Source organism: Bacillus sp. PSXD-155 (assembly GCF_049310765.1).
GTDB classification, from domain to species: domain Bacteria; phylum Bacillota; class Bacilli; order Bacillales; family Bacillaceae_G; genus Bacillus_A; species Bacillus_A cereus.
Genome location: NZ_JBMOWC010000012.1, coordinates 12601 through 28729, shown reverse-complemented (window position 1 = coordinate 28729; position 16129 = coordinate 12601). Strand labels below are relative to the sequence as shown.

Below are 16129 nucleotides of genomic sequence, written 5' to 3'. Positions count from 1 at the left end.
AAGGGGATGGAACAAATGAAAAACGAAAGAATCGAGAAGTTACAAGAAAGCTGGGAATTAGATGAGCGTTGGAAAGGGATCACACGTCCATATTCGGCAGAAGATGTAATTCGCCTGCGCGGGTCAATTGATATTGAACATACGTTAGCGCGTCGTGGTGCTGAGAAGCTTTGGACATCGCTTCATACAGAAGACTATATTAACGCACTTGGCGCATTAACAGGAAACCAAGCGATGCAACAAGTAAAAGCTGGGTTAAAAGCGATTTACTTAAGTGGTTGGCAAGTAGCAGCTGATGCAAACCTTTCTGGACATATGTATCCAGACCAAAGTTTATATCCAGCGAACAGCGTACCTGCTGTAGTAAAACGAATTAATCAAACGCTTCAACGTGCGGATCAAATTCAGCATATGGAAGGAAGCGATGATACAGACTATTTCGTACCGATTGTAGCAGATGCAGAAGCTGGATTTGGTGGGCAATTAAATGTATTCGAACTGATGAAAGGTATGATTGAAGCAGGTGCATCAGGTGTGCATTTTGAAGATCAATTATCTTCAGAAAAAAAATGTGGCCATTTAGGCGGAAAAGTACTACTACCAACGCAAACAGCAGTACGCAATTTAATTTCTGCACGTCTTGCAGCAGATGTAATGGGAGTGCCGACAATTATCGTTGCAAGAACAGATGCGGATGCAGCTGATTTAATTACGAGCGATATCGATCCTGTTGATAAAGCATTTATTACAGGAGAAAGAACACCAGAAGGATTTTACCGTACGAATGCAGGTCTTGATCAAGCAATTGCGCGTGGTTTAGCGTATGCACCGTATGCAGACCTCGTTTGGTGTGAAACGTCGGAACCAAATTTAGAAGATGCAAAACGATTTGCGGACGCAATTCATAAGGAGCATCCAGGAAAGCTACTTGCATATAACTGTTCACCTTCATTCAACTGGAAACAAAAACTAGATGAAAAAACAATTGCGAGCTTCCAAAAGGAAATCGCATCTTACGGTTATAAGTTCCAATTCGTAACGCTTGCTGGATTCCATTCATTAAATTACGGTATGTTTGAACTAGCACGTGGCTATAAAGAGCGCGGCATGGCAGCATACTCTGAACTACAACAAGCAGAATTCGCAGCTGAAAAACACGGCTACTCTGCAACACGTCATCAACGCGAAGTAGGAACAGGTTACTTTGATGAAGTGGCACAAGTGATTACAGGCGGAACTTCATCAACGACAGCGTTAAAAGGATCTACAGAAGAAGCACAGTTTACGAAATAAAAGGAAGGGGCACCTTTTTGAAAGGTGCCCCTTGTTATTTTCTAAAAGATTCGAAAAGAAATATCGATTTACCGGCAAAAAACGATACTAACTTTTCTTTATTACTAAATCAACTCCACTCAGCTCCATGATCGCGAATAAACTTCATATCTTTCTCGTAATGCTCTAGATGTCCTTCATCAATCATTCTTTGGAAATTCAAGTCGCCTTCTTGTGCTTTTCGTTTCATATATGTACATAACCCTTCTAATCGAAGCAACACCATTCCTAAGTAATCTTCATCCATATTTTTATCATAGGACTGAACGAACAAATTCATTCTCTCTTTAATACAATCTGCATGTTGCGATGAGTCATAATGAACGGCTTCACCGGATTCTGTATAATACACTCTACTTAAAGGCACACAAGTATAGAGTGTATAAGCGATATCCCATAGTCTTGGACCAGGAGCAGCAACATCGAAATCAATAATCCCTACTGGCTTCTCATTATTAAAAATAATGTTATATATGGCAAAATCATTGTGACATAAAACCTCAATGTTATTTGGAGTATGATCCATCGGTTTCCAATCATCTAATAACGGAAAATCACTTACAGCATCATGGTAAAGGCGGAGCATCTTTGCGATTTCTTTTAATACATCATTAGATCGCATATATTCTTTTAAAGGATAATTGCCAGCTTCTCCTTCAATAAAGGATAAAATCTCTCTATCCTTTTCATCTACACCTAAAAACTTTGGAGCATAATGAAATCCTTTGTTTTCTAAATGTTGTAATAGCTTATGAATCTTTTCACTGCCTGGCTTTAACTCTCGCCGAACAGTATTTTCAGAACGATATACGCTTGAGACGTTTCCCCCTGTTAGCCTTTCTTCTTTAGCGTAGTTTGACATGTGAAAATTCCCCCTATAATTAAAAAATCCAATTCCAAATAGTGAATAGACCAACAATGGCAGAAAAGAGAAGGGAAGCAAGCAATGCTAGACAGCCAAAAGGGACTAGCTTATCTTGCCATGTTTCTTTATACTCATAAATTAACTCCTCTGCTACTTTCTTCTGCACTGAAGATAAAGGTTGCTCTTTATACAAACTTTTTATATGGTTAGAATCGCCTTTAAACTTTAAAGCACGTGCAATATGATGAGGACTATTTCCCATTGATTTTTCAAATAATAAACATGATTCATGCATTATGTCTGTTTTATGCTCCTCTAGATACCAGTAACGTCCAGCCATTTCTGGATATTGTAATGTATAATAAATATCTCCGAGTTGTTTTCGAAGATGTAATTCATTTGGGTATGTAAAGATGAGGCCGTGCAATCTGTCTCTTGCTTTTCCAAGATTATTATTTTCAATATCCTCTTCGATTCTTTTTAATGTTTTTCTAGGAATTTTATTGTTCATAAATTCCTCCTTATTTGGAATAGAGATAATTATATTTTATAAGAAATACTAAAAATTAGAAATTCCATTTTAGAAAAAGATTGTACATTTTATTTTAATGTGCTATGATGATGTCAGTTGAATAGTTAAATTAAGCAATCCATATGTTATCAAGTGCTGAAAACGAACGAGAAAAAGTATGTGAGAACTAGTTTATGTTTCGTATTTGATAATGTGTGGATTCTTTTTTTAGACAGGAAGACTAAAAAATTTAAAATTTGTATTTTCTTAGGAGGAAATAATTATGGCAGTAACAGGACAAGTAAAATGGTTTAACAACGAAAAAGGCTTCGGTTTCATCGAAGTTCCAGGTGGAAACGACGTATTCGTACATTTCTCTGCAATCGAAACTGACGGTTTCAAATCTCTAGAAGAAGGTCAAAAAGTTAGCTTCGAAATCGAAGACGGTAACCGTGGACCTCAAGCTAAAAACGTAATCAAACTATAATTTTATAGTTGATGATAAAAAAAAGGATGGCTAATGCCATCCTTTTTTTAGGTTGTGGAGAAAATTTTTCCAGAGCCTGTTTTTATATGTAAATCTCTTTTTTTATGTTAAAACTGGTAAAAAATTATCGGAAATGCGTATTAGTTTCTGTAGAAGAGTTAGTTCAGCAAGAGTATTTGCTGCGTATGATAGTAAATAACTATAAATTTGTTTTCTCTGTTGAAATGGGGAAATCTTTTCTAGATAGACCTTGAGTAACATCTTTTTTGTTAGCATTGTTGTTGGAATTTTGTACGTTTTGAGATGATGTTTCTAACAGTTGTTCTTGTTCCTTACTAGGGGTATTCAGAGCATCTGAGGGAATGCTATTAACCTGCTGACTTAATAGATTTTCTTTATCCATAGTATACAGCTCCTTTTTGGAATTCGATAAAAAGCAATATAATTATAAATAGCCACTTATATATATTGTGTTTTTGAATGAAATTATATACAAAACTTATATTACAAAGTTAACTAATTAACGAATTGTTAGTGATGGATAAAGATGTACAAATTTGAAGTGTTTAATAAAAATTAAAAGCGGGTAACAAGTACAAATACTCTTTCTCATGTTTTATATAAGGATCATATTACAAATCAAAAAAGATGTAGAGAACCTTGAAAGAAAATATAGTTTTTTTAGGGTGAAGAAGAATAAATAAAATGATACTACAAATGTAAAAAGGCATTCCATAAAGGAAGGCCTTTTATTGTTCTTGCCCTGATTTTTTCTTCTCACGTTTTTTACATTCTGGACATTTTGATTTACGAAACGGTTTAGCAAAGAATAGCAGAATGAAAAATAAACCGAATATAATACTAGCTGAGTTTTTCACGATAATGACGCTGCTATTTTTCATTTGAATCGATGGTTGGAGCTCTTTTTCCTTCATAGTGGCCCTCCATATATTGGATTTACATTTTAATTATAGCAAAGTTAATTGTTTTCATGATGTGAAAATAGGAAGGGATAATAAATATTTATAGGTAGTATAAATGCTGTTTTTATAACTTTAAAATTAAATCATTACTATATCGTGATTTTTTTATTTAACAAATGTTTGATAAATGATAAAAAATTGTAAAAAAGCGGAACTTGTAAGCTATTTCCTTTTCATAGATGCTAAAATTGTATATGCAGCTGCTAATATAAATGGAAAAAAGGAGATAATGGAGTATGGAAAGTAAAGTGGAACGCTATGTCGAAAATTATGTTGTAACGAAAAATACGATGGCCTTACTTCCTGTTATTCTAAGTGAAAAGAAAATTGTTACGCGAGTCGTTGAAATGAATGATTCTTTTTTCGTATTTCAAAAACCTCTAGATATTATAGAAAGAAGTTGCCGCAAGCATGGCTCTAGTTTCTTAGGCAGAAAAGAAGGAACGAAAGAGTTAACTCATATTACACATAAAGCACCGATTGCGATTAGTCCAGCAGATCAACTTTATTTTTTCCCTACCTATTCTTACTCTAGAAAAGAGTGCGCTTGGTTGTCTCATTTTTATATTGAAAGTAATAAAGAATTAAAAGATGGAAATCTTATTATTAGATTTATAAATGGCTTTGCTGTGAAATTAGAAATATCAAAAACTAGTTTTGAAAATCAACAAAATCGTACAGCGAAATTACGTACTGAATATGAAGATCGTAGGAAAAAACAAGGGAGCCCTTGTTTTAAAGAGGTTGATAAAAAAGAGGAATCAACATTAAGACCCGCTTATGAGAGTGTGTATTTTGTGAAAGAAGGCGAGGTGTGAAAGAATGGGGGAATCCCCATTCTTTTTTTGTTTATCCCGTTATTTGTGGGCAGTAAGACCCCCACCTCAAAATTCAGCGAAAGCAAAAAAGTTAGGTGGGGGTCGGGCTGTATAGATAAAGCGATATATTTAGAAAATCACCAGTGTAATTTCATTTACCGATAAAAAATCGGAAAACCATCTAAATAACAAAACGAACGACATGTCCTGTCGAATATTGATAGATTATCATAGCTAAATAATGAAGGAATTCTTATGAAAGATATGGAAACTTTAATAAATGCATCTCCATATGTCGTATCTACCATTTCCTCTTTCATATAAGCGATGATACAGTAGGGATAGTATTTAGAGTAAAGGGGTAAAGTGTAGAATGGATTTTCAGACAATCAAAGAGTATTTTTCACCAGAAAATATGGATCATATTGTTGAGAGTTATAAAGCGTTCGGACCACTTCTTGGTATTGGTTTACCGATGATAGAGGCGTTGATTCCAGCATTACCGCTTATCGTATTTGTACTGGCGAATGCTGTTGCATTTGGCTTTTGGATCGGTTTTCTTTATTCATGGCTTGGATCAGTAATGGGTGCATTACTTGTCTTTTTCATCATCCGCCATTTTGGTCGCAGTCGTTTCTTTTCGTTTGTAAATAAGCATGAGAGAGTACGAAAAGCAATGGGGTGGATTGAAAGGAAAGGATTCGCACCGATTTTTGTTATATTTTGTTTTCCGTTTACACCGTCAGCGCTCATAAATGTTGTCGCTGGTTTATCCCGAATTAGTGTAAAACAGTTTGGTCTAGCGTTAGCATTCGGAAAACTTGTGATGATTTTTATTTTAACGTATATCGGTCATGATTTAATGTCATTTATTCATAACCCGGTGAAATCAGTCATTGTAGCGATTGGTATTTTTATTTTATGGTATGTCGGTAAGAAAATCGAAGTAAAGTTAGAACTACATTAAGAATAGTCTTCTTTGTAAAGGAAAGCTTCAGTATTAAAGGATAAGGGGAGAAGCAGATGAAGAAAACTTTGAAAAAAGAAGGCATAGAGTGGATACGAACAATTTTAATTGGTGTATTATTAGCTGTATTTTTTCGAACGTTTTTCTTTTCAACGTATGTTGTAGAGGGGAAGTCAATGATGCCGACATTGCAAGATGGCAATATGCTCGTTGTAAATAAGGTGAGTTATCAAGTTGGGGACTTGAACAGATTTGATGTTGTGGTGTTTCATGCGAATAAAAAAGAGGACTATGTAAAGCGAATTATCGGTTTACCTGGAGATCATATTGAATATAAGCATGATAAGTTATATATAAATGGACAATTTATTGATGAGCCGTATCTAGAGAAGTATAAGAAAGAGATAAATGGAAGGCAACTAACAGGCGACTTTACATTAGAAGAGTTAACGAAAGAAAAGCTGGTGCCACCCGGGTTTATTTTTGTAGTAGGTGATAACCGGCTCGGGAGCTGGGATAGTAGACACTTTGGCTTTGTAAAAGCTGATACAGTCGTCGGTAAAGTTGATTTGCGATATTGGCCAATTCAAGAGGTACAAACGAATTTTTCAAAAGGTTGATATAATGAAGTAGAAGTATAGAAAAGACAAACAACTCAGTTTGTCTTTTTTCGTGTACTATAATACAATTATAGTAGCAAACTAACGTTCGTTATGTAAGTGAAAGGTGGGGTTACATGTCACTTCGATTTGTGATTGGTAGAGCGGGAAGTGGAAAAAGTACACTTTGTTTACGTGAAGTGCAAGAAGAGTTAAAACAGCGCCCGAGAGGGAAAACAATATTATATCTTGTGCCAGAACAGATGACATTCCAGACGCAGCAGGCGTTAATTGGAAGTGAGGATGTAAGAGGTTCTATTCGGGCACAAGTTTTTAGTTTTTCACGATTAGCGTGGAAGGTGCTGCAAGAAGTTGGCGGAGCGAGTCGTCTTCATATTGATGAAGCTGGTGTACATATGTTACTCCGTAAAATTGTAGAGTCTCGTAAAGATGGATTATCGGTGTTCCAAAAAGCAGCGGAGCAAAATGGTTTCTTTGAACATCTTGGCAGTATGATCGCGGAGTTTAAACGTTACAATGTAACGCCATCTAACGTATATGAAATGTGGCAACAATTAGATGCGCATAGTAGCAGTGCCGAACAAAAGTTACTAGCGAATAAAGTGTATGATTTACAGTTACTATACGATGATTTTGAACGTGCTTTAATTGGAAAATACTTAGATTCAGAAGACTACCTGCAATTGCTAGTGGAAAAGCTTCCGCAGTCTGAATATGTAAATGGTGCGGAAATTTATATAGATGGATTTCATTCATTCTCCCCGCAAGAGTTAGAGATTGTAAGACAGCTTATGATTTGCGGAGCGAAAGTTACGATCACGTTAACGATAGATGAAAAAACGTTAGCACAGCCAGTAAATGAACTCGATTTATTTTATGAAACGACGTTAACGTATGAAAAAATAAAACAAGTAGCGCGTGAAGAGAAAATAGAAATTGAAAAAACAATTCCACTTATGGAACAGCCGCGTTTTCATTCTCCAGCATTAGCGCATTTAGAAGCTCATTATGAAGCGCGTCCGAATGAAAAATTTAACGGTGAAGCGAGTGTAACGATTAGTACAGCTGCGAATTTACGAGCGGAGGTAGAAGGTGTTGCTCGTGAAATTCGTAAACTTGTTGCGGACGAAAAATATCGTTACCGAGATATTGCAGTGCTTCTTCGTAATGGGGAAAGTTATTACGATGTGATGCGAACGTTATTTACAGATTACAATATCCCGCACTTCATCGATGAAAAGCGCCCGATGTCACACCACCCATTGGTAGAATGTATTCGTTCTGCACTCGAGATTATTAGTGGGAATTGGCGTTATGATGCGGTGTTCCGCTGCGTGAAAACAGAGCTTTTATATCCATTAGACGTAAGAAAAGAAACGATGCGTGAAGAAATGGATGAATTTGAAAATTACTGTTTAGCGTACGGTGTACAAGGAAAGAGATGGACTTCAGAGGATCCATGGATGTATCGTCGTTATCGTTCTCTTGATGATACGAACGGGATGATTACAGACAGTGAACGTGAAATGGAAGAGAAAATAAATAGACTACGTGACGTTGTAAGAATACCTGTTATTCGCATGCAAAAAAGGTTAAAGCGTGCAGGAACAGTTATGCAAATGTGTGAAGCAGTTTACTTGTTTTTAGAAGAACTGGATGTTCCGAAGAAACTAGAAGAATTACGTATACGTGCAGAAGAAAGTGGAGATTTCTTATTTGCGACAGATCATGAACAAGTATGGGAAGAAGTAATGAGCCTTCTTGATACATTTGTAGAGATGCTTGGGGAAGAGAAAATGTCTCTTTCTATGTTTACTGACGTTATGTCGACAGGTCTTGAGGCACTTCAATTTGCTAACATTCCGCCGTCATTAGACCAAGTGTTAATTGCTAATATTGATCACTCCAGGTTATCTGACGTGAAAGCAACGTTTATTATAGGTGTAAATGAGGGTGTCATTCCAGCAGCACCTATGGATGAAGGTATGCTTTCTGATGAGGAAAGAGAAGTTCTTGGTGCGGCAGGGATTGAATTAGCGCCAACGACGAGACAAACTTTGTTAGAAGAACAGTTCGTTATGTATCAAATGGTAACGAGAGCATCTGAGAAGTTATACATTTCATGCCCGCTTGCAGATGAAGAAGGAAAGACGTTACTTGCGTCTAGCTTTATTAAGAAAATAAAAAGAATGTTCCCTAATGTGAAAGATTCATTTATTACGAATGATGTAAATGATTTATCACGTTCAGAACAAATTTCATATGTAGCAACGCCAGAAGTAACGTTATCTTACGTTATGCAGCAACTACAAACGTGGAAGCGATACGGATTTGAAGGAAATTTAGACTTTTGGTGGGACGTATATAATTTCTACGTAACTTCAGATGAATGGAAACAAAAAAGTAGCCGCGTCTTATCAAGTTTATTCTATCGAAATCGTGCGAAGAAACTAAGTACAGCAGTAAGTAGAGATTTATACGGAGATATAATTAAAGGAAGCGTCTCTCGTATGGAACTATTTAATCGTTGTGCATACGCTCATTTTGCGCAGCACGGTTTATCGCTTAGAGAGCGTGATATTTTCAAGCTTGATGCGCCAGACATCGGCGAATTATTCCATGCGGCATTAAAGAAAATTGCGGACAAGTTATTGCGTGAAAACCGTACTTGGGCGGATTTATCCATAAAAGAGTGTGAGCATCTTTCTGTTTTAGTAATAGAAGAAATCGCACCGTTATTACAACGACAAATTTTATTAAGTTCAAACCGTCATTTCTATTTAAAACAAAAACTACAACAAATCATTTTCCGTACTTCAATCATTCTTCGTGAACATGCGAAGTCAAGCGGATTCGTACCAGTTGATTTAGAAGTGCCGTTCGGTATGGGTGGTACAGGATCACTTCCGCCGATGGAATTCTCATTACCAAATGGTGTGAAGATGGAAGTGGTCGGCCGTATTGACCGTGTTGATAAGGCAGAAGATGAAAACGGGACGTTCTTACGTATTATTGATTATAAATCAAGTTCAAAAGCGTTAGATTTAACGGAAGTGTATTACGGATTAGCACTTCAAATGTTAACGTATTTAGATGTCGTTACTTCGAATGCACAGACGTGGATGAAAAAAGGCCACGCAGCATCACCAGCTGGTGTATTGTATTTCCATATTCATAACCCAATCGTTGAGATGAAAGGTGACGCATCTGAAGCTGAAATTGAAAAAGAAATTTTAAAGAAATTTAAAATGAAAGGACTCGTATTAGGAGATGCTGACGTTGTTCGTTTAATGGATAACAAACTTTCAACAGGGAGCTCAGATATTATTTCTGCTGGCCTGAAAAAAGACGGTAGCTTTAGTGCGCGTTCAAGTATTGCAAGTGAGCAAGAGTTTAACGTACTGCAAAAATATGTACACCATACGTTTGAAAATATCGGAAAAGATATTACAGAAGGTGTTATCGATATTGCTCCTTATAAAATGGGAAATAAAGCAGCATGTACGTTCTGTAACTTCAAGTCTGTTTGTCAATTTGATGAGTCACTTGAAGATAATCAGTTCCGATCGTTAAAAGATATGAAAGATAGCGAAGCGATGGAGAAAATAAGAGAGGAGGTTGGCGGAGAATGATAGAAAATTGGCCTAAAAAACCAGAAGGTAGTCAATGGACAGATGACCAGTGGAAAGCTGTTGTAGCGAGCGGGCGTGATATTTTAGTTGCGGCTGCAGCTGGATCAGGTAAAACAGCAGTATTAGTTGAACGTATTATTAAAAAGATTATTAATGAAGAGAATCCAGTCGATGTCGACCGCCTGCTCGTTGTAACATTTACGAATGCAGCAGCGCAAGAGATGAAAAACCGAATCGGGGAAGCGTTAGAAAAAGTATTAATTGATGAACCAGGCTCTCAACACGTAAGAAAGCAGCTGAGCCTATTAAATAAAGCTTCCATTTCAACAATTCACTCATTCTGTTTACAAGTAATTAGAGGATATTACTACATGCTTGATGTTGATCCTCGTTTCCGTATTGCGAACCAAACAGAAAATGAATTGTTAAAAGAAGAAGTGCTAGATGACATATTAGAAGAAGAGTACGGAATCGAAGATAATACAATTTTCTTTGAACTTGTTGATCGTTATACGAGTGACCGTAGTGATGATGACTTACAACGTATGATTTTAGCGCTTCATACAGAGTCAAGAGCGCATCCAAATCCGGAAAAATGGCTTGATAAATTAGTAGAAGCATATGACGTAGAAGGAAAGACAATTGAAGATTTAGTATATGCTTCTTATTTATTAGAAGATGTGAAATTCCAGCTTGAAACAGCGGAACAGCATATTCGTAAGGCAACTGAACTCGCGATGCTTCCTGACGGTCCAGCGCCTCGCATTGAAACCCTGCAAGCAGATGTAGCATTACTTGGAACGCTATCATCAGCTGCTCGTGAGTCGTGGACAAGTTTGTATGAAGCGATGCAAAACGTATCGTGGCAAACGTTAAAGCGTATTAAGAAAAGTGATTACAATGAAGATGTTGTAAAACAAGTAGACTCTCTTCGTAATAAAGCGAAAGATGAAGTGAAGAAATTACAAGAAGAGTTATTTAGCCGCAAACCTGAAAGTTTCTTACGAGATTTTCAAGATATGCACCCAGTATTAGAAAAGCTTGTTCAACTTGTAAAAGTATTTACAGAGCGTTTCCAAGCGATGAAGCGAGATAAAGGAATGGTCGATTTCACAGATTTAGAGCATTTCTGTTTACAAATTTTAAGTGAACAAAGTGAAAATGGTGAAATGAATCCTTCAGCAGTAGCGCTTCAATATCGTAATAAATTTGCTGAAGTGTTAGTCGATGAATATCAAGATACGAACTTTGTACAGGAATCCATTATTAAATTTGTAACGAAAGATTCTGAGAGTGAAGGAAACTTGTTCATGGTTGGCGACGTAAAGCAGTCAATTTATCGTTTCCGACTAGCCGAACCAGGCTTATTCCTAGGAAAGTATAAACGCTTTACGCAAGAAGGATCGGGCGGCGGAATGAAGATTGACTTAGCGAAAAATTTCCGTAGTCGTCATGAAGTGCTAGCAGGAACGAACTTCATCTTCAAACAAATTATGGGCGAAGAAGTTGGGGAAATCGATTACGATGCTGACGCTGAATTAAAGCTAGGTGCTAGCTATCCAGAAGGTGAAGATGTAGCGGCAGAGCTATTATGTATTCAGCAAACGGAAGAAGAAGTAATAGACGGTGAAGAAGGTGCAGAAGTCGAAAAAGCACAGCTAGAAGCTCGTCTTATGGCGCAGCGTATTAAAGCGATGGTTGATTCAGGTTATGAAGTGTATGATCGTAAAACGGATAGTATGCGCCCTGTACAATACCGTGATTTCGTTATTTTACTCCGCTCGATGCCGTGGGCGCCGCAAATTATGGAAGAGTTAAAATTGCAAGGAATTCCAGTATATGCTGACCTTGCGACGGGTTATTTTGAAGCGACAGAAGTAAATATTATGATGAACGTATTCCGCGTTATTGATAATCCGATGCAAGATATTCCGCTTGCAGCTGTACTTCGTTCACCGATTGTGGGACTAAATGATGAAGACCTTGCGACGCTTCGTGCTCATGGGAAGAAAGGGTCATTTTATGAAGTAATGAGCTCGTTCTTAAAAGGAGCACCGCTTGAAGAAGAGCAAGAACTTCATGATAAATTAGAGTGGTTTTATAATTTACTGCAAGGATGGCGTGAATTTGCCCGTCAACAATCCCTTTCTGATTTAATTTGGAAAGTGTACGGTGAGACAGGTTATTACGACTTCGTTGGCGGTTTACCAGCAGGAAAGCAAAGACAAGCAAACTTACGCGTACTATATGACCGTGCAAGACAATATGAAGCAACATCATTTAGAGGATTATTCCGCTTCTTACGTTTTATTGAACGTATTTTAGAACGCGGTGATGATATGGGTACGGCGAGGGCTCTCGGTGAACAAGAAGACGTTGTTCGCATTATGACGATTCATAAAAGTAAAGGGTTAGAGTTCCCAGTTGTATTTGTAGCTGGACTCGGTCGTCGTTTTAATACACAAGACTTAATGAAACGTTTCTTATTGCATAAAGATTTCGGTTTCGGTTCGCAATTTATCGATCCGCGTAAACGAATTAAATATACAACATTATCACAGCTTGCGATTAAGCGTAAAATGAAAATGGAATTAATTGCGGAAGAAATGCGCGTACTATACGTAGCATTGACGCGTGCGAAAGAGAAGTTAATTTTAATCGGCACAGTTAAGGATGCAAATAAGGAAATGGAAAAATGGCTTGATGCGAGGGAACATAGTGAATGGTTATTACCAGATCACATACGTGCTGGAGCGTCTTGTTATTTAGACTGGATTGCACCTTCATTATATAGACACCGTGATAGTGAAATGCTTCTTGAATTAGGACAAGGAAGTATTCCAGATGAAATTTACGGGTATGACACTAGCTGGAAAGTAGAAGTTGTGGACGGTAACACGCTACTTGCACCAGAGCCAGTTCAAGAAGAGAAACAAGAATTGTTAGAAGCGCTTCGTGAGAAAAAGGCTGTTCCCCTGCAAAGTGAACGGAAAGAAGAAGTGTACGACAGATTAATGTGGAAGTACGGATATGAGGATGCGACATCTCATCGTGCGAAGCAATCTGTTACAGAAATAAAGAGAAATTATCAATCTGAAGAAGGTAGCGATAACGCCTTTATTAAAAAACTACGTGCACCAATTAAAACACGTCCGCGCTTTATGGAGAAAAAAGGGTTAACGTACGCAGAGCGTGGAACAGCAGTCCATGCCGTTATGCAGCATGTAGATTTGAAGAAACCGATTACGGCCGAAACGCTACAAGAACAAATCGCGGGAATGGTAAATAAGGAATTATTAACATTCGAGCAGGCGGAAGAAATAGCAATTGAAAAAGTAATTTCATTCTTTGACAGTGACTTAGGTAAAAGGGTATTAGCGGCAAAAAGTGTAGAGCGTGAAGTACCATTTACGATGATGCTTGCAGCAGAAGAAGCATATCAAGATTGGCAAGGGAAGAGTGAAGAAACGATTCTTGTTCAAGGGGTTATCGACTGCATGATTGAAGAGGAAGATGGCATTACGTTAATCGACTTCAAAACAGATACGATTGAAGGGAAATTCCCAGGCGGATTCGAACAAGCAAAACCAATTTTAGAAGATCGATATAAAGTGCAACTTTCGTTATATGCAAAAGCACTCGAAAAAAGCTTACAACATCCTGTGAAAGAGAAATGTTTATATTTCTTTGATGGGAATCACGTTGTAAATATTGAAGAATAGAGGGGCTTGAAAATGGTAACGGAAAAAACGTTAAGAACTTGTGAACAGGGACACGAGTATTATAAAAGTAGCGATTGTCCAACTTGCCCAACCTGTGAGAAAGAGAGAAAACCAAAAGAAGGTTTTCTCTCTCTTCTTTCAGCACCAGCAAGAAGGGCATTAGAACACCATGGAATTCAAACTGTAGAAGAACTCTCAAAATATAGTGAAAAAGAAATTTTAAAATTGCATGGTATGGGACCTGCGTCTTTGCCGAAGCTTAGAAAGGCTTTGGAGGAGAGCGGGTTATCATTTAAATAAAACGAAATAGTGTCTCTTCACTACTTACTTGTTTATACTACTATTTGTGGACAGTAAAGCTCTTGCTTATTAAAATTTCATTTTAATAATTTTGAATTAGATAAAAGAAAAAAGTAGGAGAATATCTCCTACTTTTTTTACGCTGTTCCAATCTGATCTTGATCTGCCACATCAGAATCAAACGTATTTGTTGCACTAACACCGCTAAAAGTATTCACAACAAACCCAACATTGGAAGCTCCAGATCCATTATAGGCTTTCGTGTTTTCTTTCGGAGACACGTTATAAAAATCTCCTAAGTTGAAAGAGCCGTTACTGTTTTGAACGACGAGATTTCCTACAACCGAAGGCATACCATCCACCTACTTTACTAAGCTTTTTAATTACTATATGAATTATTGTGCGGAAGGTTCATCCGTAATATATTGGCGGATTTGCATAATACGAGAGTTATTAAAAACATAATCAACATTTCCAATTTGAAAGCAACCAGAATTTAAAAGTGTCCGTAATTCAACGTTATTAACTTCAATAAAAGGGCATTCATTTACAATGTTTAATTTTACATCTGTCGTTCGTTTTGGAATTGTAATGTGTTCATCTGTAAAGATTTCAAAAGCATCAAAGCGACCTTCTCCCCGTATATAACAAGGAATTTCACGGTGGACGGCAATGGCTCTACTTTTTAATTCCATTTGGTTTGCATCTCCAACTTGAAATACGGCAGCAATCCCTAACGAAACAATAGAAACATTTTGGACAATAGACACATGATGCAACATAATTTTTCAGTCTCCTTAACCTGGAGTAGGAGGGACATCTGTTACTAATGGTACAAATGGACCCTCTGTAACTGTTTCAAATGGTGTATCGAGAATAGAAGATAGAATGAGGAGATTTGCATCTCCAATTAAAAAGAGTGCAGACGACGATACACCGTTCATTTTAATCTGCCCGACTTTTAACTCACGGTTTACAACGTTAAGGTTCATACATACTTACTCCTTTCGGAAATTTCCCGGTATGTGCTGAATAAAGGAGAGAAAGGCTTTGTCAATATCTTGTTTCATTGCCTGAATAATGATATCTCGTAAATAATCTGGATCTGTTGAAATACCTTCATGTGATTGAACTTGTGATAAATAATAAGGGAGTCGATGCTCCATCTGTTTTTTTATGTCATCCACCATCATTTGTCGATACATTTCATCAAGCGGTGTTCTCTCTTCTTGTTCAAAATGGAGAATACGATTATATGCTTCTTCATCTAAGTATCGATGCATTTCTTGGAGGATACCTTGATAAAAGTCTGGATTTGTTTCGGTTTCAGGATTTACCTTCAATGTTTCTGTATCCACTTGAAAATCTTCAATTTGTTGTCCTTTTGCTGAAAATGGGTTTAAACCAATATTTAAAGTACCATTTAAATTTTCGACTTTTAATTGATCGAATTTGTATTCCACTTTTCCTACAGAAGAGGAGGGGCGATTTTTTAATTCGTTAAGCTCTTCTTGGAGTTGGCGCACTTGATCTTCTAAATTCAGGATGGCTGCTTGTTGTGTTTGAAGAGCTTGTTGAAGTTGGTGTAAGTAAGTATATATATCTTGATTCATTTGTGAAACCTCCTTTTCAATAGGGAGGGTAAAAATATTCCTGCTATATATTTATGACAAGGATGTCTTAAGAAGAACTAGTTGATGGTTTGATAGAAATAATTTGTCCTTTTGCCTGTAATGGGCGAAGTGGCTCCGTAAATCCGCCCGTATTTGAAAATTTAGATAGTGCTTTAATACTTCCGGCAGTACCGATTTGGAATACAGAAGAGGTTGTAATGCTATCAATTTTAATACTGTTGATGATGATACTTTGGTTTACATAAAAATTCAATTCAA

The 16129-nt window shown here is 37.0% G+C and carries 17 protein-coding genes; 8 read left to right on the top strand and 9 right to left on the bottom strand.

Features of this window, described 5'->3' with window-relative positions; all coding sequences use genetic code 11:
* Nucleotides 1-15 precede the first annotated feature (15 nt).
* Complete coding sequence (aceA, locus tag ACO6VI_RS15255) at nt 16-1293, top strand: isocitrate lyase (protein ID WP_000787346.1); 1278 nt, start codon at nt 16-18, stop codon at nt 1291-1293.
* A 109-nt stretch (nt 1294-1402) separates the two neighbouring features.
* Here aceA and ACO6VI_RS15250 read toward each other — a convergent pair whose 3' ends face one another.
* The gene (locus tag ACO6VI_RS15250; protein ID WP_023521409.1) at nt 1403-2194 is read right to left on the bottom strand and encodes a phosphotransferase; all 792 of its coding nucleotides are present in this window, start codon (nt 2192-2194) and stop codon (nt 1403-1405) included.
* A gap of 19 nt (nt 2195-2213) precedes the next feature.
* Nucleotides 2214-2708, bottom strand: coding sequence for a DUF6584 family protein (locus ACO6VI_RS15245; RefSeq protein WP_023521410.1), 495 nt, complete (start codon nt 2706-2708; stop codon nt 2214-2216).
* 283 nt (nt 2709-2991) lie between these two features.
* Between ACO6VI_RS15245 and cspA the strand changes: the two genes are divergently transcribed.
* Complete coding sequence (gene cspA, locus ACO6VI_RS15240; RefSeq protein ID WP_000301523.1) at nt 2992-3195, top strand: RNA chaperone/antiterminator CspA; 204 nt, start codon at nt 2992-2994, stop codon at nt 3193-3195.
* Between the two features lie 199 nt (nt 3196-3394).
* Here cspA and ACO6VI_RS15235 read toward each other — a convergent pair whose 3' ends face one another.
* Nucleotides 3395-3598 (bottom strand): hypothetical protein, encoded by a 204-nt coding sequence (locus ACO6VI_RS15235; RefSeq protein WP_000356914.1) that lies wholly within the window; start codon nt 3596-3598, stop codon nt 3395-3397.
* A 346-nt stretch (nt 3599-3944) separates the two neighbouring features.
* The gene (locus ACO6VI_RS15230) at nt 3945-4130 is read right to left on the bottom strand and encodes a hypothetical protein (RefSeq protein ID WP_161520138.1); all 186 of its coding nucleotides are present in this window, start codon (nt 4128-4130) and stop codon (nt 3945-3947) included.
* A gap of 284 nt (nt 4131-4414) precedes the next feature.
* On the opposite strand from ACO6VI_RS15230, the gene ACO6VI_RS15225 reads away from it, so the two are divergent.
* The 6 genes from ACO6VI_RS15225 to ACO6VI_RS15200 all read left to right on the top strand — a co-directional run bounded on the left by ACO6VI_RS15225 (nt 4415) and on the right by ACO6VI_RS15200 (nt 14237).
* Nucleotides 4415-4996, top strand: coding sequence for a competence protein ComK (locus ACO6VI_RS15225; RefSeq protein ID WP_000444444.1), 582 nt, complete (start codon nt 4415-4417; stop codon nt 4994-4996).
* 373 nt (nt 4997-5369) lie between these two features.
* Nucleotides 5370-5963, top strand: coding sequence for a TVP38/TMEM64 family protein (locus ACO6VI_RS15220; protein WP_000347515.1), 594 nt, complete (start codon nt 5370-5372; stop codon nt 5961-5963).
* A gap of 56 nt (nt 5964-6019) precedes the next feature.
* The gene (gene lepB, locus ACO6VI_RS15215; RefSeq protein WP_000751897.1) at nt 6020-6583 is read left to right on the top strand and encodes a signal peptidase I; all 564 of its coding nucleotides are present in this window, start codon (nt 6020-6022) and stop codon (nt 6581-6583) included.
* Between the two features lie 116 nt (nt 6584-6699).
* Nucleotides 6700-10215, top strand: coding sequence for a helicase-exonuclease AddAB subunit AddB (addB, locus tag ACO6VI_RS15210; RefSeq protein WP_063546770.1), 3516 nt, complete (start codon nt 6700-6702; stop codon nt 10213-10215).
* Nucleotides 10212-13937 carry a helicase-exonuclease AddAB subunit AddA gene (gene addA, locus ACO6VI_RS15205; RefSeq protein ID WP_063546772.1) on the top strand — a complete coding sequence of 1242 codons (3726 nt, stop codon included), beginning with the start codon at nt 10212-10214 and terminating at the stop codon, nt 13935-13937. Before addB ends, addA begins: the two co-directional genes overlap by 4 nt.
* Before the next feature lie 12 nt (nt 13938-13949).
* Nucleotides 13950-14237 carry an RNA polymerase alpha subunit C-terminal domain-containing protein gene (locus ACO6VI_RS15200; RefSeq protein ID WP_000255723.1) on the top strand — a complete coding sequence of 96 codons (288 nt, stop codon included), beginning with the start codon at nt 13950-13952 and terminating at the stop codon, nt 14235-14237.
* A gap of 137 nt (nt 14238-14374) precedes the next feature.
* Here ACO6VI_RS15200 and gerPF read toward each other — a convergent pair whose 3' ends face one another.
* The 5 genes from gerPF to gerPB form a co-directional block, all read right to left on the bottom strand.
* Nucleotides 14375-14590: a spore germination protein GerPF gene (gerPF, locus tag ACO6VI_RS15195; RefSeq protein WP_001141570.1), complete on the bottom strand. Its 216-nt coding sequence runs from the start codon at nt 14588-14590 to the stop codon at nt 14375-14377.
* 42 nt (nt 14591-14632) lie between these two features.
* Entirely contained in the window at nt 14633-15019 is a 387-nt protein-coding gene (locus tag ACO6VI_RS15190; RefSeq protein ID WP_063546774.1) for a spore germination protein GerPE, read from the bottom strand.
* Between the two features lie 15 nt (nt 15020-15034).
* Entirely contained in the window at nt 15035-15229 is a 195-nt protein-coding gene (gene gerPD, locus ACO6VI_RS15185) for a spore germination protein GerPD (RefSeq protein ID WP_001052807.1), read from the bottom strand.
* Between the two features lie 6 nt (nt 15230-15235).
* Entirely contained in the window at nt 15236-15850 is a 615-nt protein-coding gene (gerPC, locus tag ACO6VI_RS15180) for a spore germination protein GerPC (protein ID WP_063546776.1), read from the bottom strand.
* A gap of 67 nt (nt 15851-15917) precedes the next feature.
* Nucleotides 15918-16124 carry a spore germination protein GerPB gene (gerPB, locus tag ACO6VI_RS15175; RefSeq protein ID WP_001012508.1) on the bottom strand — a complete coding sequence of 69 codons (207 nt, stop codon included), beginning with the start codon at nt 16122-16124 and terminating at the stop codon, nt 15918-15920.
* Between the last annotated feature and the right edge of the window lie 5 nt (nt 16125-16129).